Origin of the sequence: Nocardioides dongkuii (assembly GCF_014127485.1) — a bacterium.
Taxonomy (GTDB): Bacteria; Actinomycetota; Actinomycetes; order Propionibacteriales; family Nocardioidaceae; genus Nocardioides; species Nocardioides dongkuii.
In genome coordinates this window covers 365,830-385,630 of the sequence record NZ_CP059903.1, presented here as the reverse complement: position 1 = coordinate 385,630, position 19,801 = coordinate 365,830, and the positions used below count along the sequence as shown (strand labels likewise).

Below are 19,801 nucleotides of genomic sequence, written 5' to 3'. Positions count from 1 at the left end.
GGCAACGACGGAGGCCGTCCCCGCGCTGCGGGGGCGGCCTCCGGTCGTTCAGCGGCCGGGGGCGCGGCGGGCGAGGAGCGGGCGCAGCACCAGCGCGAGCAGCACGGCGCCGCCGCCGAGCAGTCCCCACCAGACCGCCTCCCGGCGCGGCCCGGCCATCGTGTCCGGCTCCGGCTCGGGAGGTACGGCGCGCACGTCGCGGCGCTCGGTGGTGCGGTCCAGGCTGCCGTCGCGCGCCGGCGAGACGGGCCGCCGGAGGGCGTCGAGCGGCTGGACGACGCCCGCCCCGGTGAGCGGGCTGGGCACGTCGGGGCGGCCGTCGGCGGTGGAGAGCAGCCGGCTGACCAGCTGGCCGGGGGTCGCGTCGGGGTGGAGGGACCGCAGCAGCGCGAGCACCCCGCTGACCTCGGCCGCCGCCCAGGAGGTGGCGACCGCGTCGAGGGTGCAGGTGCCGCCGTTGAGCGCCACCGACACCGCGCCCACGACGGGGGCCGCGACGTCGGTCTGGGTGTTGGGCAGCACGAACGCGGAGGCGTCGGACTCGTCGGCGTCCGGGAGCCCCTCGGCGGTCGCGCTCACCGCGACCACGCGTTCGTAGCCGGCCGGGAAGACGTGGTTCGCGGCGTCCTGACCCGGCTCGGGCGAGGCGAAGAGCGGCCCGAGGGGGACCTCGTCCTCGTCGGGCCGGTTGCCGGCGGCCGCGACCACGATGGTGCCGGCGTCCCACAGGTCCTCGACGAGCTGCTCCACGTCGTCGTCGCGCTCCACCCGCAGCGAGATGTTGACGACATCGACGCCGCCGCGGCGCAGCACGTGGCGCAGGCCGGCCGCGAGCCCGGCGGCGCTGACCCCGCCGTCCTCGGTGGAGTCGTAGACGCGGACGTCGAGGATCTCGGCCGCCGGCGCGATGCCGACCGGCTTCTCCGGGGACCGGGGCGCCCCCGCGATCAGCCCGGCGACCGCCGTGCCGTGGTAGTCGGCGAGGTCGCTCCGCCCCGTGGCGGTGACCGCTTCGGTGACCCGCACCCCGCCGCGCTGGCTGACGCCGGAGTCGAGCACCGCCACGGTCGCGCCCTCACCCGGGTCCACGTCCCGCTCGCGGAGGTACTCGTGCGCCTCGCGGATCCGCATCAGCTCCAGCGGGCGGCTCTCCCTCGTGGCGACCGTAGACTCCGCCGGCGCCTCCTCCTGGATCGCACTGCAGTCCTCCTCGGCGGCCACCGCGGGACCGGCGACCACGACCCCGCCCACCACCGGCACGACCAGGGCCGTGGGGAGGACGAGCGCCGCGGTCGCGACCCTCAGGCGCACGTGCGGACCCGCTCGCGCGCCGGCGGGCAGAGCGCGTCGTCGCGCGAGAGCACCACGCCCTGGCCGAACAGCTCCAGCCAGGTGTCGGGCACCAGCGGCGCGTCGTGGGAGCCGTACCCGAGCTGGTCGGGGGTCTCGGCGCCGACGACGGGGTAGGCGAGGCCCTTGGCGTCGACGACGTACGGCGTGCTGCTGCTCGTGTCGTCCCAGTCGCCGGAGAGGACGTAGGCCCCGTGGCCCGGGTCGACCGTGGTGCGCCCGCCAGCCTCCCCCAGGTCCTCCGCGGAGGCGACCTCGACCGGGTCGGTGGCCAGCGCGACGACCGGCTTCTCGTCGGGCTCGGTGGTGAGCAGCGCGCAGTGCTCGCCGAGCTCCTCGTCGAGCAGCCGGTCGGGCCAGTGCGCGTCGGCGAACGGCGGCAGCGAGCCCTCGACCCGCGGCACCTCGTCGAGCACCCGCGGGGACACGTCGAGCGGCGGCTTCACCTGGGGCCGCTTGACCGCGGCGTACACGGCCTGGGCGAAGGGGTCGAGCTCGGCCGGCCCGTCGGCGGTGAGCACCTGGAAGCGCTCCTGGTCGACCGTGACCACCTCGCCGATGCGCGCGTCGTCGGGCAGCCCGCCGGGGCCCCGGCCGGGCGCCGGGTCTCCGTACCCGGTCAGGCCGAGGCTGGCGAAGTCGAGCGGGGCGCCCTCCGGGAAGAGCCGCAGCCACTTCTCGGGGACCACCCGGGCGTCGTCGGTGATCGGCAGGTTCAGCTCGTCCAGCAGCGGGTCGAGCGGCACCTTCTTGGGCAGCGCGTAGCTGTAGGCGCGGACCGGCTCGCCGGACTCCTCGCGGCCGGTCGCCACGACGTAGAAGCGGCCCTCGCTCTCGACCGTGAACCCCTGCTCGGTCAGCGGCGTGACCGGCCGCTCACGCGACATGGTCACCGCGAGGCCGCCGTCGCCGGCCGTGCACGCGGCCCAGCCGCTGTCGATCAGCCGGCCGGTGTCGGGCACCGTCTGCGGGGCGCCCAGGATGCCGAGGTCGGGGCCGAGGTCCTGGTCGGCGATGGTGTCCTCGGCGAGGATCGTCGGCTCCAGGTCGGAGCCGAGGATCAGCTGGGCCGAGGTGATGTTGAGGACCGAGTGCAGCTCGGGGTCGTCGCTCTCCTCGAGGATGACGTAGAGCCCGCCCTTGTCCTCGGAGATCAGCAGGCCGGGCTTGTTCCAGTCCTCGGGGTCGCGGCCGGTGAGCACGCCCGCGACGGCGGCGCCGGCGACCAGCAGGACCGAGAGCGCGATCCCGCCGACGATGGTGCGCCCGGGTCGGGACGGCTCGACCTCGCGGCCGCCCGGGGCGCCCGAGACGAAGGCGGTGACCAGGCGCCGGCGGCTGAAGGCGTACGCCTCCACGAGGTCGCGCTTGGTGGCCACGCCTCAGCCGCCGATCGAGGAGACGACGCCCGTGGCGACCACCAGGAGCGGCAGCAGGGTGAGCAGGCCGATCGTCTCGACGACGTCGCCGAGGCGGCCGCGCCGCACCGACGGGGTGGCCGGCAGCAGCGTCACGGCCAGCAGCACCGCGCCCGCGGCGGCCAGCACCACGGCGGCGGTGGGCCGCCAGTCCGGCCAGCTCCACAGCACCGAGGCCGCGACGACGCCGAGGCCGAGGACGCCGGAGACGAGGCCGACCATCACCTCCGCACCGGTGCGGTACTGGCGGGTGCGGAGCATGACGACCCCGCAGGCCACCACGGCCAGCACGGTGCCGGCGATGCCGAGCTGGACCGCGAGCGGGACGATCACGACGAGCAGCAGGCCCACCGTGGCGGAGATCGCGACCAGGATGTCGTGGGCGACGCGCGCATCGGCGCGGACCCGGACCGGGTCGATGTCGTCGGGGTCGGCGACGATGTCGGCCGGGGTGTAGAGCTGGTCGACGGCGGTGCCGGTGACGCCGAGCGCGAGCCAGGGGAACGCGCTTCCGGCGAGCACGACCAGGACCAGCGCGGTGGTGAGCACGACCGCCGGGTCGAAGTCGGTGGCGCGCATCAGCAGGCCGGTGGCGAGGAAGACCGCGCCGACCACGACCGGCGGGATGACCAGAGTGCGGCCCTCGCCGATCCCGACCAGGGCGAGCAGGCCCGCGATCATCGCCCCGGCGCCGGCGCACGCCACCCGCAGCCCGAAGAACGGGCCGTCGGTGACGAGCAGCAGGCCGCCGACCGCGGCGTACGCGGTGCCCATCCAGGCGACGGCGACCGCGGCCTCCGCCTCGTGCTGGACCCGGGAGAGCACGACCGCTCCGGCGACCAGGACGACGGCGACCAGGACCGCCGCGACGGCGGCGAGCATCGAGCCCCGCTGGACGAGCAGGGCCACGGCGCCGAGGCCGAGCAGCAGCGCCGCCGCCCACAGCGCCGTACGCCGTCCCGCGGCCGGCTGCCAGGGCCGCAGGTCGCGCTCCACGACGTCGGTCATCGCCTCGACCACGTCGTCGTAGACGCGGGGCGGCTCCTCGTCGATGCCGGCGGCGACCGTCAGCAGCCCGCCGTCCTCGACGCCCTGCATGATCAGCCCGCCGTCGGAGGCGAGCACCCGGCCCTCGGCGGTGACCAGGCGGTAGCCGCCGTGCACGGTCAGCGCGTCGAGGAGGCCGACGCTGCGGGCCAGCTCGGGCAGCAGCTCGGCGACGGGCACCGAGCCGGGGAGCACCAGGTCGACCCGGCGGGTGCCGGAGGCGACCGTGACGCGCACCAGCCCGGACGTGGCAGCGGTGGTGGCGACGGCGGGCGCCTGGGTCATCGGTGCTCCTGGTCTGGTCCGGACGGGGCTGAGCGGACGCCGCCCGGACCGGCAGCTGCCGGTCCGGGCGGTGAGTCCGGTGCGGGGAGGACGCGGGGCGTCCCGGTCACCTGATCTGGAAGGCCTCCGCGCCGCGCTGGTCGGCGGCGGCGTAGTCGGCGTTCGACTGGGTGACCGTGCGGCTGGTCTCGTCGAGGAGGCCCTTCATCTCCTCGATCGCCATGTCCCACTTGGCCTTGGCCTGGTCGTAGGACGCGCGGGCGTTACCGGCCCACTGGTTCCGCAGGTCCGAGAGCTCGCTCTCGAGCTGGTTCATGCGGTTGTCGATGTCCTTGACCTTCTTGTACATGTCCTGCGCCGCCTGGTCGAGGCCGGCGTGGTTGACGCGGATGCCGTCGAGATCCATCTGTTGCTCCTCAGTGAGTGGGGCCGACGCTCAGATGCCGTCGAGACGGCCAGCGGTGCGGACGTAGTTGGAGGACTGGGTGTCGTCGGTCGAGACGTTGTCGCGCTCGGTGGACGTCAGCGACGCCTCGAACTCGTTGAGCGCCTGGACGATGATCGTCTGCTTCTCGGTCCAGGCCTGGTGCAGCGTGAAGAACGCCGCGCCGCCCTGGCCGACCCAGCGGCCCTTGAGGGCGCTGATCTGGTCGTCCAGCTCACGGGCGTAGCCGTCGAAGTCGCGCTTGGCGTCGGCCACCAGCGTGGCTGCCTTGGTGAGCGCCTTCTCTCCCTGGCCGAACTCGTTGGATCCTTGCGTCATCTCGTCTGCTCCTTCCCCGTGGCGGTCGGACACCGCGCTCCGAGATCTGTGGGTGATGTGGTGGTCCCGGTGCCCGACGAGGCCGGTCGGACATCGGCGATCTACCCGAGGCCCTCGGGGGTAAACATCAAGAAGTGAGTTCCCACAGGCCGCGGAACAGGCCGATCGCGACCAGCACGGACGCGATCGCCCCGGAGCCCGCGAGCCCCTCGGCAACCTCCGCACGGCGCGACCACCACGCCGAGCGCCACCCCCGGCCCGTGGCGACGGCGGCCACCACCATCACCGCCCCGAGCCCGGCCGCCACCAGGGCGACGGTGGTCAGCTCCCCGGTGCTGAGGTCGTCGTGCAGGGCGAAGGCGAGCGCCGCCCAGGCCCCGAGACCGGCGGTGCGCAGCAGCACCCGGGCCGGCACGTTGCGGTGGCTGCGCCCGGCGAGCAGCAGCGCCGCGCCGCTGAGCCCGACCAGCACCCGCGCCCCGATCCGGTCGATCGGCAGCGTGGCCGTGGCCAGCACCATCGGGGCGGAGACGGCCACGGTCGCCAGCACGGCCGCGCAGGACGCGACCACCAGGCGGGTGCCCCGGCGCGCGACCTCGGCCACCGCGTCCGGCGGCACCAGCGTCCGCCCGCGGCGTCCGGTCGGCCGCTCGCGGGCCGACCACGCGGTGACCGCCAGCCGCTCGAGGTCGAGGAGGTACTGGTCGGGCACCTCGACCGCGAGCCCCGGGACGAACCGGGCGAGCAGCACGGCCACGATGAGCAGCACCGCCCACGCCGTACGCGGCTCGACGCCGGCGAGCGTGCACAGCCCGGTCAGCGCGAAGACCGCCGTGCCGGCCAGCATCCAGATCCGCAGCGCCTCGTCGGCGCGCTCGTCGAGGGCGCGGCCGACCGCGGCGACGACCGCGGCCGCCAGGGCCGAGGTCCCCACGATCAGGGGCAGCCGCTCCGGGGCGGGGTCGTAGGAGAGCGCGAACGCCGCCGCTCCCCCGAAGACGGGGGCGACGCAGAGGCGGGCGGCGACCGAGGACCCGACCGGGAGCACCGCGAGCAGCGCGGCGACGGCGAGCAGCGCGACGGTGAGGTCCTGGGTCGTGCGGTCGGCGTGCGCCGCGCACCAGCCGGCGAGCAGCGCGGCGGCGGCCGCGGCACCGCACCACCAGGCGTCGGCGCTCCCGCGGCGGCGGCCCCGGGGGCGTACGCCGGCGCCCGCCGCGGTCGGGGGGCCCGACGGCACCGCCCCGGACGGCACCGCCACGAGCAGGTCGCCGGGCCCGACCCCGGCGTCGAAGAGCGGGCGGTCGCGGTGGAGCGGCCGCCCGATCCGGTCCAGCAGCACGGGGCGGGCGGTGCCCGCACGCGCGGCGTACTCCTCGGCGACGTCGTCGGCCGTCGCCCCGGGCGGGACGACCAGGTCGAGCACGCCGGCGTCGCCGTGCACGCTGATCGCGAGGTTCTCGGCGAGCCGTCGGGCTCCTGCCATGGGGACGCCCTCTCGTCTGTCGTCGGTCCGTCGTGCGCTCCCTGCAGGTTGTCCCCGTCGTCGGTCCGGGAAACGCCCACGTTTGCGCGGGTGCCCAGGGGAGCATCGTCCCTGGCGACCCCGTCCGCCGGGACGGTCGTCGTCGCGAGCAGGAGGGGCCTGAGTGAGCACGACGCTGCGGCGGACGCGTCTGGACGAGCCGGAGATGCCGACCGGACGGCTGGTGCTCCAGGCACCGCCCGAGATCGAGCCGCACGAGGGCGCGACCGGCGTGCTGATGAATGCCATCCCGATGCTCGGCAGCCTCGGGTCCATCGTGCTGGTCGCGACCATGGGCAGCAGCACCGGCGGACGCAGCTACATCGCCGCCGGCATGTTCCTCTTCGCGACCCTCGGCTTCATCGTCGTGCAGATCGACCGGCAGCGGAAGCAGCGCGCGCAGGCCGTCACCGGCTCGCGCACCGAGTACCTCCGCTACCTCGCGAACGTGCGCAAGCTCGCCCGCGAGGCCGCCGACCAGCAGCGGCAGGCGCTGACCTGGCACCACCCCGAGCCCGCGTCGCTGCCCGCGCTCGCCGAGGAGCGCTCGCGGCTGTGGGAGCACGGCAGCGGCGACCCCCGCTTCCTCCAGGTCCGCTACGGCCTGTGCCACCAGCCGCTCTCGCTGGAGCTGGTGCCGCCCGAGAGCGCGCCCATCGACCAGGTCGACCCGGCCGCCGCCTCGGCGTTGCACCGGCTGCTCGTCGTGCACCGCCTCCAGCCGGACCTGCCCGCGTCCATCGACCTGCGGGCCTTCGACCGGGTGGAGGTGGTCGGCCCCGAGGAGCCCGCCCGCTCGCTGGCCCGGGCGCTGATCTGCTCCGCGACGGCGTTCCACGCCCCCGAGCACCTGGTGGTCGCCGTCCTGGCGTCCGAGCAGACCCTGCGCCACTGGGACTGGGTCAAGTGGCTCCCGCACGCCGCCAGCGCGCAGGAGAACGACGCCGTCGGCGCCCGCCGGATGGTCTCCACCTCGCTCGCCGAGCTCGCCACCCTGCTGCCGCCCGACCTGGGCGACCGGCCCCGCTTCGGCGCCGACGAGCGGCCCCCGAGCCCGCACATCCTGCTGATCACCGACGGCGCCGAGCTGCCGCCCGGCAACCACGTGGTCCCCCCGGACGGCCTGCACGGCGTCACCGTCCTCGACCTCCCCACCCGCTGGGACGTCGTCGAGGACGCCACCCGGCTGCGGCTGCAGGTCGAGGACGACGACGTCCGCGACGGGCGCCCCGCGCTGGCCGCACTGCGGCTGCGCGAGGAGCCGGTGCGCGCCCGCGCCGACCAGTGCGACCTCGCCACGGCCGAGGCGTTCGCCCGCCGGCTGGCGCCGCTGCACACCGCCACCGCGAACGCCGCGCCCGAGGGCGGCGGCGAGTTCGCCGGTCCCTCCGACTTCACTGACCTGCTCGCGCTGGGCGACGTACGCCGCCTCGACCCGGTCGCCGCCTGGCGCCCGCGACCGGCGCGCGACCGGCTGCGGGTGCCGATCGGCGTCGGCGAGAACGGCGCCGTCGTCCACCTCGACATCAAGGAGTCCGCCCAGCAGGGCATGGGCCCGCACGGGCTGGCGATCGGCGCGACCGGCTCCGGCAAGTCGGAGTTCCTCCGCACCCTCGTCCTCGGCCTGACCCTCACCCACTCCCCCGAGCAGCTCAACCTGGTGCTCGTCGACTTCAAGGGCGGCGCGACCTTCGCCGGCATGTCCTCGATGCCGCACGTCTCGGCGGTGATCACCAACCTCGCCGAGGAGCTGACGCTGGTCGACCGCATGCAGGACGCCCTCTCGGGCGAGATGGTGCGCCGCCAGGAGCTGCTGCGCGACGCGGGCAACTTCGCCTCGGTCCGCGACTACGAGAAGGCCCGGGCCAACGGCGAGGACCTCGCGCCGCTCCCCTCGCTGTTCATCGTCGTCGACGAGTTCTCCGAGATGCTGTCGGCCAAGCCGGAGTTCATCGACCTCTTCGTCGCGATCGGCCGGCTGGGCCGCTCGCTGGGCCTGCACCTGCTGCTCGCCTCCCAGCGCCTCGAGGAGGGCCGGCTGCGCGGCCTGGAGTCGCACCTGTCCTACCGGATCGGCCTGCGCACCTTCAGCGCGCAGGAGTCGCGCGCGGTCCTCGGCGTCCCCGACGCCTACGAGCTGCCGCCGGTGCCGGGCCTGGGCTACCTCAAGCCCGACCCGACCTCGATGGTCCGCTTCAAGGCGGCGTACGTCTCGGGGCCGCCGTCGGGGCACCGCCGGGTGCGCCGCGACGACGGCGGGCACGTCGAGGGGATCTTGCCGTTCACGGTCGCGGAGGTGCAGAAGCTCGAGCTGAACGAGCCGGAGCCCGAGCCGGAGCCGACCACCCCCGAGCCCGGCGAGCAGGCCTCGCTGCTCGACCTCGCCGTGGAGCGGATGGCCGGCCACGGCCCGGCCGCGCACCAGGTGTGGCTGCCGCCGCTCGACGTCCCCGACACCCTCGACGGGCTGCTCGGCGACCTCCCCCGCGACGGCGAGGTCGACCCGGCCCTCGGCCTGGTCTCCGCCCGGTGGCGCGGGCTCGGCGGGCTCGTCGTGCCGCTCGGCACCGTCGACCGGCCCCGCGAGCAGCGCCGCGACACCCTGCGCGTCGACCTCAGCGGCGCGGCGGGCCACGTGGCCGTCGTCGGCGGCCCGCGCAGCGGCAAGAGCACGCTGCTGCGCACGCTGGTGACCAGCACCGCGCTGACCACCACGCCGCTGGAGTCCCAGTTCTTCGTGCTCGACTTCGGCGGCGGCACCTTCACCCCGCTCGCCGGGCTGCCGCACGTCGCCGGGGTCGCGACCCGCTCCGAGCCCGACGTCGTACGCCGGGTGATCGCGGAGGTCGAGGGCGTCGTCGACCGCCGCGAGGCCTACTTCCGCGCGCACGGCATCGACTCGATCGAGACCTACCGGTCCCGGCGCGCCCAGGGCCGCGCCGACGACGGGTACGGCGACGTCTTCCTCGTCGTCGACGGCTGGTCGACGCTGCGCGCCGACTTCGACGACATCGAGATCGCCGTCCAGCAGCTGGCCTCGCGCGGCCTCACCTTCGGCCTGCACATCGTGGCCGGGGCGTCGCGCTGGGCCGACTTCCGGGCCTCGATGCGCGACGTGTTCGGGACCCGCCTCGAGCTGCGGCTCGGCGACGCGATGGACTCCGAGATCGACCGACGGGCGGCCGCGCTGGTGCCGGCCGGCCGGCCGGGCCGCGGCCTGATCGCCGGCAACCTGCACTTCCTGGCGGCGCTGCCCCGCCTCGACGGCACCCCGGAGGGCGACACCCTCGGCGACGGCGTCGACGACCTGGTCTCCCGGGTCAGCGCCGCGTGGACCGGGCCGAGCGGGCCGAAGCTGCGGCTGCTCCCCGAGCGGATCGACCTGGACCGGCTGCGCGAGCAGGCCGGGGTCGGCGCCACCGACGGCGCCGACGAGACCGAGGCCGACCGCCGGCTGCTCCTCGGCGTCGACGAGAAGGAGCTCGCGCCGGTCCGGCTCGACCCGGACGCCGAGCCGCACCTGCTCGTCTTCGGCGACGGCCAGTCCGGCAAGAGCACGCTGCTGCGCACCTACCTCCAGGAGGTGATGCGCACGCGGACGCCGAAGCAGGCGCAGATCGTGGTCGTCGACTACCGGCGCTCGCTGCTCGGCGAGGTGCCCGAGGAGTACCTCCTCAACTACCTGACGTCCTCCACGCAGGCGGCACCGGCGCTGCAGGACCTCGCGACGTACCTCCAGAACCGGCTGCCGGGCCCGGACGTCACCCCCGACCAGCTCCGCAACCGGTCCTGGTGGACCGGCGCCGAGGTGTTCGTGGTCGTCGACGACTACGACCTGGTGGTCACCCAGCAGACCTCACCGGTCCAGGCGCTCCAGCCGCTGATGGCGCAGGCGCGCGACACCGGCCTGCACGTGGCGGTCGCGCGGCGCTCCGGCGGCGCGTCGCGGGCGCTCTACGAGCCGGTGATCCAGTCGCTGCGCGACCTCGCGATGCCGGGCCTGCTGCTCTCCGGTGCGCCCGACGAGGGTCCGCTGCTCGGCAACCTGCGCCCGGTGCCGGCGCCCCCGGGCCGCGGTCGGCTGGTCACCCGCGACCGCGGCGTCGAGGTCGTGCAGACCGCGTGGACCGAGCCGAGCCTCTGACCCGGGCGCCGGCCGCCTCGGCTCAGGCGTGGACGTGCAGCCCGGGGCCGTGGATCTTGAGGCCGGGCAGGTCGTTGAGGTCGTACGTCGCCTCGTAGGTGCGGCGGTAGCCGGTGTGCTCGATCCGCCAGCCCTCGGGCGTCCGGACGTAGCGGTCCTCGTAGAAGGCGGCACCCTCGAGCATGAACTTGAACGCCTCGACGATCACCTTGTCCTGGAGGTACCACCGGCCGGTGGCGGTGTCGCCGTCCACGTCGATCTCCGGGTGGTGGGCCTGGTGGAGGGTGATCATCCCCTCGACCATGTGCTTGCGCATGTACCCGACCAGCGCGGTGCGGTCGTCGAAGACCAGGCCGTTGTAGTCCCCGGTGGCCCCGGCGACGAAGCACTCCTCGAACTCCTCCCACTGCTTGGTGTCGAGGGCCCGCAGGTAGCGGTACTTCAGCTGGCTGATCTGGGTGATGTCGTCCACAGCTGGCAATCTAGAACATGTTCTCGTTCTTGGGGGGACGTGCGCCCGATCCCGCCACACGTTCGTAACTCGCGGTCAACGTCCCGGCCATGTCCGTCCTGCACGCTGGGGGTTCGCTTGGAACGATCCAGAGGAGACCCGGATGGACCACGTCATCGACGAGACCCGCATCGAGCGCCGCGACCGGCTGCGGTTGCAGCACTCCCAGGCCGTGGCCCGGCTGCTGGAGGAGCGCGAGGACCTGTACGGCGTGACCGGGCTCGCGGACCTGGTCGCCGACTCGCTGCGCTGGAGCGCGTGACCCGCGTGACCCCCGGGCGGCGGTGTCGGCGACACCGCTGACCGCGCCGCATCCTCTCGTTACACTCACGCAGTGATCTTCAAGCGCGTCGGTGACGGCCGCCCGTACCCCGACCACGGGCTGTCCTCCCGCGCCTGGGCCGCCGTGCCCCCGCGGCAGGTGCGCCTCGACGAGCTCGTCACCACCAAGGACACCCTCCAGCTGGCCGCGCTGCTCGACGAGGACTCCACCTTCTACGGCGACCTGTTCGCGCACGTCGTGGAGTGGCGCGGCGAGTACTACCTCGAGGACGGGCTGCACCGGGCGCTCCGCGCGGCCCTCCAGCAGCGCAACGTCCTGCACGCGCGGGTCCACCCCGTGGGGGCCTGAGCGATGACCGAGGGAGCACGCACCACGACCACGATCCTGGTGCTCTGCGGGCTGCTGGCCGCCGGCCTCGTCTGGGGCTGGTCCGCGACGACGGCACCGCTGCCCAAGTCGGCCGAGGTCGCCGCCTGCGAGCCGACCACCGTCGCAGCCGGCGAGAAGGTCTACCCCGACCAGGTCGTCGTGAGCGTCCTCAACGCCGGCAGCCGTGAGGGTCTCGCCGGGCGCACCATGCAGCTCCTGGTCGACGAGGGGTTCGTCGAGGGGCGGAGCACCAACGCGCCCAAGCGCACCGACGTGCCGTTCGCCGAGGTCTGGGCCGAGGACCCCCGCAGCCCGGCGGCGCGGCTCGTGGCCTCGCGGCTGGGCAAGAACGTCGAGGTGGTGCGACCCCGCGTCGTCGAGCCGGGCGTGGTGGTGGTCGTCGGCGACGAGTTCAAGAAGCTCGCCAAGGGGCGCAAGGCGGTCGCCGCCGACACCGAGACCACGGTCTGCATGCCTCCGGGCGCCTGAGCGGCCGGGCTGCTCAGCCCTTGCCGGGGTCCTGGGGCAGCCACTGGGCCAGCCGGCCGCTCCGGCTGACCTGGCGCAGCCGCTCCTCGGTGCGCCAGCGCAGCCGGCGCGGGGTGACCACCAGCAGCTCGTCGCCGTGCCGCAGGACGGCGCGGCGCTCGGGCACGATCGTCTCGCCGTCGCGGATCACCATGGAGACCGACGCCCCGGTGGGGAGCCGCAGCTCCCCGACCTCCACGCCGTGCAGGCGCGAGGTCGGGCTGATCGTCACCTGGAGCAGGTCGGCCGCGACCCGCTCGAGCGGCGCCGCCTCGAGGTCGAGGTCGCGCGGCTCGGAGCGCCGCGCCACCCGGAGCACGCGCGCGACGAGCGGGAGGGTCGGGCCGGTGAGCAGCGTGTAGATCACCACCAGGACGAAGACGATGTCGAAGAGCTTCTCCGCGCCCTCGATGCCGTCGGCCAGCGGGATCGTCGTGAAGACGATGGGGACGGCGCCGCGCAGGCCCGCCCACGAGATGAAGGCCAGCTCGCGCGGGGGCATCCGCTGCACGAGCGCGCAGGCCAGGACGGAGAGCGGCCGGGCGACCAGGGTGAGGATCAGCCCCGCGGCGAAGGCCAGCCCGACGATCTCCCAGGTCAGCCGGGAGGGCGAGAGCAGCAGGCCGAGCATCACGAACAGCCCGATCTGGGCCAGCCAGGCGATGCCCTCGGAGAAGGACCGGGTGGCGGCGCGGTGCGGGAGGTCGAGGTTGCCGAGGACCAGCGCGGCGACGTACACCGCGGCGAAGCCGGACGCGTGCAGGGCGGCGCCGGTGCCGTACGCCAGGACGGTCAGGCACAGCACCGCGATCGGGTAGAGGCCCGACGACGGCAGCGCCGCCCGGCGCATCACCCAGCCGCCGCCGAAGCCGACCGCCAGGCCGATCGCGACGCCGGCCACGAGCTCGAAGACGATCAGGGCGATCATCGCCAGCACGCCGTCCTCGGCCGCGGCGCCGGAGGAGACCAGGATGACCAGCACCACGACGGGCGCGTCGTTGAGGCCGGACTCCGCCTCGAGCGCCCCGGTCAGGCGGCGCGGCAGCGGCACCGAGCGCAGCACCGAGAAGACCGCGGCCGCGTCGGTCGCCGAGGTCACCGCACCGAGCAGCACCGCCAGCTGCCAGTCCAGGCCGAGCAGGAAGTGCGCCCCGCAGGCGACCACCCCGACCGAGACGGTCACGCCGATCGTGGAGAGCGCCACGCCCAGCCGCATGGCCGGGCGGATCTCGCGCCAGTTCGTGGTCAGGCCGCCCTCGGCCAGGATCACCACGAGCGCGCCGAACCCGAGCGCGTGCGCCAGCTCGGCGTCCTCGAACGGGATGCCGAGACCGGACTCCCCGAGCAGCACGCCCATCAGCAGGTAGATCAGCAGGCTCGGCAGCCCCGCCCGGCTGGACGCGCGGACGGCGAGGATCGCCAGGAGGGTGACGCCCGAGCCGATCAGCAGGAACGAGTCCAGCTGGTGGGCGTCGAAGGTCATGTCACCTCTGCGAGGGGGGCGGCGGGCCCGCAGTCTATCGGCCGCCCACGCTCAGCCGGTCGGCGTGTACCCGGGCCGCCCCGAGGCGTCCCACTCCTCCCAGAACGAGGTGAACTCCTCGCCGAGGAACGGGTCGCCGCCGGTCATCATGATCCCGCCGCGGCGCACCGTCCAGTCCCAGGGCGAGAGCTCCTGGGCCGTGGCGAGGTGGGTCCGGGCGGCCCCGGTCCGGCCCCGCGCCTGGAGGTGGGCGGCGACCCGCCGCTCGGCCAGGGCGCGCTGCTCGTCGTCGGTGCGCTCGGGCCCCGGGTCGCTCGCGCCCTCCGGCAGCACGCCGTCGCGCACCCAGGCCCGCAGCAGGTCGTGGTGGCGCTCGGCCTCGATCCGGGTGAACGCCACGAACTGGTCGTCGCCGGGCGCGATCGTCGGCGGCTTGACGACCCGGTCCTGCTCGTCGACCCACACCACGGAGGGCACGTTGGTGATGCCGTAGCGCTCGGCCGTGACGTGGGCGGTGTCGACGGCGACGGGGTACGTCGGCGCGGCCGCCTCGATCCAGGGCCGGCTGTCCTCGGGGTCGGCGTCCAGCGCGACGGAGAAGATCCGCAGCCCGGTGTCGGCGAGCTCGTCCTGCAGCCGCTGCCAGCCGCCGAGCTCGTGGCGGCAGCCGCACCAGCTCGCCCAGGTCACCAGCACCCGCTTGTGGCCGCTGAGGTCGTCGAAGGAGACCGGCTCGCCGTCGACGTCGGGCAGCACCAGGCTCGGCGCCCGGCCGTCGCCGAGCTCCTGGCGGCGGACCGCCGCCGAGGGCGCGAGCGCCGCGACCCGCTCCGCCGCGTCGTGGGCGAGCAGCAGCCCGAGCGTCTCGGCCCAGGCGGCGAGGTCGATCCGGCCCTCGCCGTCCGTGACGGTGCGCCCGAGCAGCGGGACGCACACGTCGCCGCGGCACAGGCCGACCGGCTTCAGGACCCACCCGGTCGCCGCGGCGAGGTCGTCCGCGTCGACGTACCGCCCGCCGGCGTCGCAGCCGACCGCGTGCTCGCGACCGTCGACGGCGACCAGCGTCAGGGTGGGCACGAGACGAGGATCGCACGAAACCTAGAACATGTTCTAGGTTGATGCCATGAGCAAGGGCACCGCCGTCCCCGACGTCCTCCCCGCCTCCGCGCTGGACGCCACCACCCCGACGTACGACGTGGTGGTGGTCGGCTTCGGCATCGCCGGCGGCTGCGCCGCGCTCGAGGCGGCCCGGGCCGGCGCCCGGGTGCTGCTGCTGGAACGCGCCGCGGTGCACGGGGGCACCTCGAGCATGTCGGGCGGCCACTTCTACCTCGGCGGCGGCACGGTGGTGCAGAAGGCCACCGGTCACGAGGACTCGGTCGAGGACATGGTCGACTACCTGGTCGCGACCTCCAAGGAGCCCGAGCACGACAAGATCCGCGCGTACTGCGAGGGGTCGGTCGAGCACTGCGACTGGCTGGAGACGCTGGGCTTCGAGTTCGAGCGCTCCTACTACCCCGAGAAGGCGGTCATCCAGCCCGGGACCCAGGGGCTGATGTACACCGGCAACGAGAAGGTCTGGCCGTTCCGCGAGCAGGCCCGGCCGGCCCCGCGCGGCCACAAGGTTCCGGTGGCGGGCGACACCGAGGGCACCAAGATGGTGATGGACCTGCTCCGCGACCGGATCGAGGAGGCCGGGGTCGAGGTCCGCTACGAGACCGGCGCCACCAACCTCGTGACCGACGAGGACGGCACCGTCGTCGGGCTCGCCTGGCGCTCCTTCGAGGACAGCGGCGTCGTGCGCGCGCCGTCGGTCGTCATCGCCGCGGGCGGCTTCGTGATGAACACCGACATGGTCGCCGAGCACACCCCGCAGCTGGCCGAGAAGCCGTTCACGCTGGGCTCGACGTACGACGACGGGCTCGGCATCCGGCTCGGCGTCTCCGCCGGCGCCGCGCTCAAGCACATGGACGAGCCGTTCATCACCGCGCCGATCTACCCCCCGGCCGCGCTGATCACCGGGATCATCGTCAACCAGGACGGCGAGCGGTTCGTCGCCGAGGACAGCTACCACTCGCGGACCTCGCAGCACGTCATCGAGCAGCCCGGCTCCGCGGCGTACCTCGTCGTCGACAGCGAGCACGTGGTGTACCCCAAGTTCCCGCTCGTCCCGCTCATCGACGGCTACGAGACCATCGAGGAGCTCGAGACCGCCCTCGCGCTGCCGGCGGGCTCGCTCGCCCGCACGCTCGAGCGCTACAACGAGCACGCCGCCCGCGGCGAGGACCCCGACTTCCACAAGGGCAGCGAGTGGCTGGCCCCCCAGGCGACCGGCCCGTGGGCGGTCTTCGACCTGCGGCTCGGCCACGCGATGTACGCCGGGTTCACGCTCGGCGGGATGCGGGTCAGCGTCGACGGCCAGGTCCAGCGCAACGACGGCTCCGTCGTACCCGGCCTGTACGCCGCCGGCGCCTGCGCCTCCAACATCGCCCAGGACGGCAAGGGCTACTGCTCCGGCACCCAGCTCGGCGAGGGGTCGTTCTTCGGTCGGCGGGCGGGTCGGCACGCGGCGCTCGCGGCGGACAATTCACCGGTCGACCGGTGAATCTTGCGCTTGACCGACGGAGTTTCATCGGTCAAGGGGAAGTTCCACCGGTCGACCGGTGAATCTTCCCGCCCATTCCATCGAACCTAGGCTCACCGCATGACCGACCGATTCGCCGTCGCCAGCCGCGCCAACGTCCCGCCGTTCCACGTGATGGACCTGCTGGCGGCGGCGACCGAGCGGCAGCGGCGGTACGGCGACCTGGTGGACCTGCTGGCGGGACAGCCGAGCACCGGCGCGCCCGGTCCGGTGAGCGCGGAGGCGGTGCGGCTGCTGGGCAGCGGCGACCCGCTGGGGTACACGCCGGCCTCGGGGATCGTCGAGCTGCGGGAGGCGATCGCCGGCCACCACCGGCGCGCGCACGGGATCGACGTGCACGCGGCGGACGTGGTGGTGACCACCGGCAGCAGCGGCGGGTTCCTGCTGGCGTTCCTCGCGGCGTTCGAGGCCGGCGACAAGGTGGCGATGGCCCGGCCGGGCTACCCCTGCTACCGCAACGTCCTCACCGCGCTCGGGTGCGAGGTGGTGGAGATCCCGACCGGCCCCGAGACCCGCTTCCAGCCCACGGTTGAGCAGCTCGACGCGCTCGGTCCCGACATCCGGGGCCTCGTGGTCGCCAGCCCGGCGAACCCCACCGGCACCATGCTGCTGCCGGCCGAGCTCGCCGCGCTCGCGGCAGCCTGCGAGGAGCGCGGCATCCAGCTGATCAGCGACGAGATCTACCACGGCATCGAGTACGCCCCGCTCGACGGCCACGCGTCGCTGGCCCGCAGCGCGTGGGAGACCAGCCGCGAGGCGGTGGTGTTCTCCAGCTTCAGCAAGTACTTCTCGATGACCGGCTGGCGGATCGGCTGGATGCTGGTCCCCGAGCGGCTGCGCCGCGCGGTCGACGTGCTCACCGGCAACTTCACGATCTGCCCGCCGGTGATCGCGCAGCGCGCGAGCCTGGCCGCCTTCACCGAGGAGTCGTACGCCGAGCTGGACGGCCACGTGCACCGGTACGCCGCCAACCGCCGCCTGCTGCTCGACGGGCTGGCCCGGCTCGGCATCACCCGCCTGGCCCCGGCCGACGGCGCGTTCTACGTGTACGCCGACGTCGGGCACCTCACCACCGACACGATGGCGTTCGCCCACGGCCTGCTCGCCCGCACCGGCGTCGCGGTCGCGCCCGGCATCGACTTCGACACCGTCGACGGCGGCCGGTTCGTGCGGATGAGCTTCGCCGGGTCCGCCGCTGCGATCGAGACCGCGCTGGAGCGGCTCGCCCCCGAGCTCGCCACGCGCTGAACCGGGGTCGACGCCGCAGCGCGCCTCGGGGTACGGCCGGTTTCAACTGTCCTGCCGAGGGAAACCCGACCTCAAGGGGGATGGAGGACCGATGGACGGCGACACCGAGGCAGGGCGGCCACCCGGCGGCCCCCTGCCCGCACGGCCCGGGACCGCGGTCCCGTGACCATCCTCGACCTCGGCTCCGGGTCGCCGTGGTCCTCGGGGATCCTGGACGCGCTCCCCCGCCGCCTCGCGCTGACCCTCCCCGAGCTGCAGCTGGTCGCCGCCGGCGGGGCGCCGCTGCCGTTTGACCTCGACCCGCAGGCCGGGCCCGACCAGGACCCCGACGACCAGGCGGCGTACGCCGCGGCGCTGGCGTCGTTCCACGACCCCGTCACCTCGCTGTCCCGGCGCGGCCTGCTCGACCCCCGGGGCGCGGTCGACGAGGGCGTCGCGGGGGCGGTCGGCCTGCTGGCGGTCCCGGCGGTCGCGGTCGACCTCGAGCTGGTCGCGGGCGGTGTCCACGCCCGCGCCTGGCACCGGCAGGCGGCGGACGCCGTGGCGACGCTCGCGACCGTCGACGGCCTGGTCTTCGAGCTCGCCTGGTTCCCCGCCGAGCAGTGGGCGATCGAGCTGGCTCGCCTGGCCGTGCTGCCCGAGGGCCTGCCCCTGGGCGTCTCCGCGGTGCCGGCGGTCCTCACCGTGCCGCGCGGGCTCGCCGACGCCGCGACCGAGGCGGTGCACCTGGGCCGCCCCGACCTCGTCGACGTGCTGGCCGCCCGGCACGGCGGCGCCGTCCTCGACGGCGCCGGCGACCCGCTCGGCCCGGCCGCGGTCACCGCGGCGCTCGTCGGGCTGGCCACCGAGGCCCGCGGCCGGCTGCGGGCGCTGGTGGCCGACGCCACCGGGGGCTCGCCCGGCGCGGTCGGCGTCGTCTCCTGGACGCTGCTCGCCGACGGCTGGCACTCCCTGACGCTCCGGCAGGGCGCCGGCGGCGACCGCCCCCGCCTGGAGGTACGCCGGGTCGGGGCCGCCGACCTCGCCGGAGGGCTGGCGCCGGTGCTGGCGACGGTCACGGGGACGGCGCGATGAGCGTGGATCCCGACGACACGCCGCTCGGCGACCCCCTCGCGACGGCCGCCGAGATGGAGGTGGACGCCGACGCCGTCGTGCTGCGCGCGACGGTGCTCGCCGACCGCTCGGCCGAGGCGCTGCGGCAGCGGGCCGACGAGACCGTGGCCTCGGTGGCGGCCCGCGCGAGCGGCTACCTCGCGCCCGACGTGGTGCTCGGCGGCGCGGTGGTCGCGGCCGGCGTGATCGAGACCGACGCGCTCGACCGGGGCGACGTCGCGACGTACCTCGGCGAGCTCGCCGAGAGCCACCCCGGGCTGATGGGTCACGTCGCGAGCGGTGGCGGCCCGCTGCTCGACGGGCTGCGCCTGCGGTCCCTGGTGACCGCCTCGTTCCTCTCCGGCGCGGCCGGCCCCGCGGCGGCGAACGCCGGGATGCGCGCCCTCGGGTCGCCGGCGTTCGACCCCTCCTTCGGCGCCGCGCTGCGCGACGTGTGCGACGAGGCCGTCGCGGGCGTCGCGCCGCCGGGCCGCACCGAGCACCGGGAGCCGGCCCGGTCGCTCGCCGACCTGGTGCGGCGCCTGGTGACGGTCGGCACGGGCGTCCGGGTCGAGCGCGCCGCCCCCGGCCGGTTCGTGGCCTACCTCCCCGGCCCGCACCCCGGCCGCCGGCGGCGGCTGCGGCTCCTCGGCGGTGACCGGACGGCGTACGCCGAGGAGATCGTCCGGACGCTCGAGGCGGCGGTCGCGGGCGAGGAGGACCCGCACGTGCTGCTGGTGGGCTGCGGGCCGGGCGGGATGACCGCCACCGAGCTCGCGGTGGCGCCGCGCACCGGGGCGTTCACGATCGACGAGGTGGTCACCGTCGGGGCGCCCGCCGCCCAGCTCGCCGCGATCCCCGACGGCACCCGGGTGCTCAGCCTGGAGGACCGCTCCGACCCCGTCGTGCTGCTCGGCTCGCTGCTGAACACCGGCGTCCGCGGCCGGCTCACCGTCGCGGTGACCGGGCAGGCGCCGGAGGGCGAGGATCCGCGCCTCGCCACGGCGTACGCCGCGGACCGGTGCGCCGACCCGCGGCTGCGGGCCGCGGTGGACCGGCTGCGCGAGCGCGGCTACCTCGCGCGCTGACCGGCCGGGCGGGCGAGGCGGTC

17 protein-coding genes are annotated in these 19,801 nt (G+C 75.1%); 8 read left to right on the top strand and 9 right to left on the bottom strand.

Annotated elements, in window-relative coordinates; genetic code table 11:
* Positions 1-48 precede the first annotated feature (48 nt).
* The 6 genes from H4O22_RS01740 to H4O22_RS01715 all read right to left on the bottom strand — a co-directional run bounded on the left by H4O22_RS01740 (position 49) and on the right by H4O22_RS01715 (position 6,349).
* Complete coding sequence (locus H4O22_RS01740) at positions 49-1,311, bottom strand: S8 family peptidase (RefSeq protein WP_182525403.1); 1,263 nt, start codon at positions 1,309-1,311, stop codon at positions 49-51.
* Complete coding sequence (gene eccB / locus H4O22_RS01735) at positions 1,302-2,729, bottom strand: type VII secretion protein EccB (RefSeq protein ID WP_182525402.1); 1,428 nt, start codon at positions 2,727-2,729, stop codon at positions 1,302-1,304. The genes H4O22_RS01740 and eccB overlap by 10 nt, the downstream gene beginning before the upstream one ends.
* A gap of 3 nt (positions 2,730-2,732) precedes the next feature.
* Positions 2,733-4,100, bottom strand: coding sequence for a type VII secretion integral membrane protein EccD (gene eccD / locus H4O22_RS01730; protein WP_182525401.1), 1,368 nt, complete (start codon positions 4,098-4,100; stop codon positions 2,733-2,735).
* 106 nt (positions 4,101-4,206) lie between these two features.
* A complete protein-coding gene (locus H4O22_RS01725; RefSeq protein ID WP_182525400.1) occupies positions 4,207-4,506 on the bottom strand; it encodes a WXG100 family type VII secretion target in 300 nt (99 codons plus the stop codon).
* 30 nt (positions 4,507-4,536) lie between these two features.
* A complete protein-coding gene (locus tag H4O22_RS01720) occupies positions 4,537-4,863 on the bottom strand; it encodes a WXG100 family type VII secretion target (protein WP_182525399.1) in 327 nt (108 codons plus the stop codon).
* 127 nt (positions 4,864-4,990) lie between these two features.
* Complete coding sequence (locus H4O22_RS01715; protein WP_182525398.1) at positions 4,991-6,349, bottom strand: hypothetical protein; 1,359 nt, start codon at positions 6,347-6,349, stop codon at positions 4,991-4,993.
* Positions 6,350-6,512: 163 nt separating this feature from the next.
* Between H4O22_RS01715 and eccCa the strand changes: the two genes are divergently transcribed.
* Positions 6,513-10,532 (top strand): type VII secretion protein EccCa, encoded by a 4,020-nt coding sequence (gene eccCa / locus H4O22_RS01710; RefSeq protein WP_244963064.1) that lies wholly within the window; start codon positions 6,513-6,515, stop codon positions 10,530-10,532.
* A 22-nt stretch (positions 10,533-10,554) separates the two neighbouring features.
* On the opposite strand, the gene H4O22_RS01705 is transcribed toward eccCa, so the two are convergent.
* The gene (locus H4O22_RS01705) at positions 10,555-11,004 is read right to left on the bottom strand and encodes a nuclear transport factor 2 family protein (protein WP_182525397.1); all 450 of its coding nucleotides are present in this window, start codon (positions 11,002-11,004) and stop codon (positions 10,555-10,557) included.
* A gap of 142 nt (positions 11,005-11,146) precedes the next feature.
* Between H4O22_RS01705 and H4O22_RS01700 the strand changes: the two genes are divergently transcribed.
* From H4O22_RS01700 to H4O22_RS01690, 3 genes are all read left to right on the top strand, one after another.
* Positions 11,147-11,305, top strand: coding sequence for a hypothetical protein (locus H4O22_RS01700; RefSeq protein WP_182525396.1), 159 nt, complete (start codon positions 11,147-11,149; stop codon positions 11,303-11,305).
* 72 nt (positions 11,306-11,377) lie between these two features.
* Positions 11,378-11,674, top strand: coding sequence for a type II toxin-antitoxin system VapB family antitoxin (locus H4O22_RS01695; protein WP_182525395.1), 297 nt, complete (start codon positions 11,378-11,380; stop codon positions 11,672-11,674).
* Between the two features lie 3 nt (positions 11,675-11,677).
* On the top strand, positions 11,678-12,184 hold the full coding sequence (locus tag H4O22_RS01690) for a LytR C-terminal domain-containing protein (protein ID WP_182525394.1): 507 nt from the start codon (positions 11,678-11,680) through the stop codon (positions 12,182-12,184).
* Between the two features lie 13 nt (positions 12,185-12,197).
* Here H4O22_RS01690 and H4O22_RS01685 read toward each other — a convergent pair whose 3' ends face one another.
* Positions 12,198-13,706, bottom strand: a complete 1,509-nt coding sequence (locus H4O22_RS01685) for a potassium/proton antiporter (protein WP_182525393.1) — start codon at positions 13,704-13,706, stop codon at positions 12,198-12,200.
* 51 nt (positions 13,707-13,757) lie between these two features.
* On the bottom strand, positions 13,758-14,783 hold the full coding sequence (locus tag H4O22_RS01680; protein WP_182525392.1) for a TlpA disulfide reductase family protein: 1,026 nt from the start codon (positions 14,781-14,783) through the stop codon (positions 13,758-13,760).
* A 46-nt stretch (positions 14,784-14,829) separates the two neighbouring features.
* Here H4O22_RS01680 and H4O22_RS01675 point away from each other — a divergent pair, with 46 nt between their 5' ends.
* The 4 genes from H4O22_RS01675 to H4O22_RS01660 all read left to right on the top strand — a co-directional run bounded on the left by H4O22_RS01675 (position 14,830) and on the right by H4O22_RS01660 (position 19,778).
* On the top strand, positions 14,830-16,311 hold the full coding sequence (locus H4O22_RS01675) for an FAD-binding protein (RefSeq protein WP_182525391.1): 1,482 nt from the start codon (positions 14,830-14,832) through the stop codon (positions 16,309-16,311).
* Positions 16,312-16,410: 99 nt separating this feature from the next.
* Positions 16,411-17,598, top strand: a complete 1,188-nt coding sequence (locus H4O22_RS01670; protein ID WP_182525390.1) for a pyridoxal phosphate-dependent aminotransferase — start codon at positions 16,411-16,413, stop codon at positions 17,596-17,598.
* A 162-nt stretch (positions 17,599-17,760) separates the two neighbouring features.
* Positions 17,761-18,672: a hypothetical protein gene (locus H4O22_RS01665; RefSeq protein WP_182525389.1), complete on the top strand. Its 912-nt coding sequence runs from the start codon at positions 17,761-17,763 to the stop codon at positions 18,670-18,672.
* Positions 18,669-19,778, top strand: coding sequence for a hypothetical protein (locus H4O22_RS01660; RefSeq protein WP_182525388.1), 1,110 nt, complete (start codon positions 18,669-18,671; stop codon positions 19,776-19,778). The genes H4O22_RS01665 and H4O22_RS01660 overlap by 4 nt, the downstream gene beginning before the upstream one ends.
* The last annotated feature ends 23 nt before the right edge of the window (positions 19,779-19,801 follow it).